This window comes from Bittarella massiliensis (ex Durand et al. 2017) (assembly GCF_009876955.1).
GTDB lineage: Bacteria > Bacillota > Clostridia > Oscillospirales > Ruminococcaceae > Bittarella > Bittarella massiliensis.
The window spans coordinates 1-1,816 of the sequence record NZ_WWVY01000049.1; the positions used below are offsets into that span (position 1 = coordinate 1).

Sequence of the window (1,816 nt, forward strand, 5' to 3'; positions counted from 1 at the left end):
GTCTCCATCAGTGCGTCGTACCACATCCGCTGCAGGTCCATGATCGACAGGCTGTAGTCGCCCTCGCTGCTGCTGATCTCCTTTGCCGTGCGCTCCACAGCCTCCACGTCCGACAATATACCGCGTTTCAGGCCGATGATATTTTCACACGCCTTTAAATAGCTCTGCTTCCGCCGTTCAAAGCTCTCATCCCGCAGCGCAGGGGAGAAAATGGTCAGGCCTTTGTCGTTGGTGTCGCCGTCCAGCCCCACGAACACGTCGTCCTTCAGCCGCATCACGCCGCCCTCCGGGCCCGGCGTCATAAGCATATCCGAGCCCGCCACGATCCGGCTGCGTCCCAGCTCGAACTCGCGCCCCAGCTGGTACTCATTTTTGTAGATGTTGTGGATCAGCTGCACCGCGCCCTCGTACACGCTCACGCCGTCCGGGCTCCCGTCCACGTTATTTGCCATCGGCATGCGGATGTAGGTCATGCCCAACCCGCCGAAGGGCACGCTGTAGGTGTGCTCCGGGGCCAGCGCCGCATACTGCGGCAGGCTGTCCAGCCGCACCTCATGCCCCAGTGTGCTGCTGTTTTCCGACACATACAGGTTGTACCGGATGGTCAGATACCCGCTGCCATCCACAGTCCGGCGTTCCAGCAGCGTGTAGTAGTCGGAGCCCGCCCGGCTCCGCTCGCTCATCAGCACGTCCGTGATGCCGCGGGGCCCGCGGGCCAGTACGTTGTAGCAGTCGCGCCTTACCACATGGTAGGCCAGCCGCCCCGTGCCGTCCGGTGCAGGCTTCAAAAAGCCTTCGCCGCCCACCATGACCCACTGCAGCACGTCCTGCTTTTCGGCGTCGATGAGGCTGCGCTGTCCGTCCAGCCACGCCGTTTTTCCGGTGCCGTTTTCCGTAAAGCTGGAATCGTACTCCGCAAAACAAGCCTTTGTCAGTTTGTTGGTGATGGTGTAGGGGATGCGCTGCGCCGGGTCTTCGTCCTTGCCCTTCACCGCTTCACGCATGAAGAACAGCTCGAACCACTCCCGCACCGCCGCCCGCATAGCCGCTGTGCTGGTGTCCTTCAGCCCCGCCGCCTGCGCCCCTGTGATGGCGGCGTCGTCAAACAGCGCCCTTACGACTGCGTTCATCCGCCGTCACTCCTTTCGATCCGAATTTCCGGCTGCTTTGCCCGCAGCCCGCGCTCCACGCCGTTGATGTATGCCCGCAGCGTGCGGTTTTCCGCCTCCAGCTCCCGCACACGCTTCTGCGCCGCCGCCAGCGCGTCGCCGTATTCCAGCACCGCCCAGCTGGGCAGGTACTTCTTCAGCAGCCAGTCCTTCAGCTTCATTTGTCACGCGCCCTTTCTCTGCCAGATGCGGCTGCAGGCATACCGCGCCGCGTCGATGCCGTGGTCCCGTGCGTCCATCAAAGTACCCAGCACCGTGCCGTCCGGCGCCACCTCGTACTCCCATTCCAGGAACTCCTGCAGCACGCACGGGCATTTTATCGGATCAATTACGATAGCGTTCAGGCCCTGCAGCCACCGCACGCCCAGCTCACGGCTGCCCGGCCCTTTCCGGGCGGGCCAGCACCGCAGGCCGTAGCTGCGGTAATCCGCGCAGGATTTTTCGTCCGCGAGGTCCGCAAGGATCAGCTCGCCCGGGGCCACCCGTTCTTTCACGAGCCGGGCCGTGTAGTCATTCTGCAGCTTATTGCCCCGGGCCTCGTCGAAGATGTACAGCGTGCGGGTGCCCGCGTGGTAATACGTGCGGATGAACACCCACGGGTCGGGGTAGTACCCCCAGTCCACGCCGCTGATGATGTTGTCGAAGCC

3 protein-coding genes are annotated in these 1,816 nt (G+C 63.4%); all 3 read right to left on the bottom strand.

Going from position 1 to position 1,816, the window contains the following annotated elements; genetic code table 11:
- A partial coding sequence (locus tag GT748_RS15030; protein WP_161222416.1) for a hypothetical protein occupies positions 1-1,130 on the bottom strand: 1,130 nt, incomplete at its 3' end.
- A complete protein-coding gene (locus GT748_RS15035) occupies positions 1,127-1,330 on the bottom strand; it encodes a hypothetical protein (RefSeq protein WP_134109942.1) in 204 nt (67 codons plus the stop codon). The genes GT748_RS15030 and GT748_RS15035, both read right to left, overlap by 4 nt.
- 3 nt (positions 1,331-1,333) lie before the next feature.
- Positions 1,334-1,816, bottom strand: a 483-nt coding sequence (locus GT748_RS15040) for a terminase large subunit (protein ID WP_205301341.1), incomplete at its 5' end; no start/stop codon positions are given.

What these genes read in the sequence shown, in the direction of transcription:
- GT748_RS15035 (WP_134109942.1), bottom strand. Translation starts at nt 1,330, where the DNA reads ATGAAGCTGAAGGACTGGCTGCTGAAGAAGTACCTGCCCAGCTGGGCG.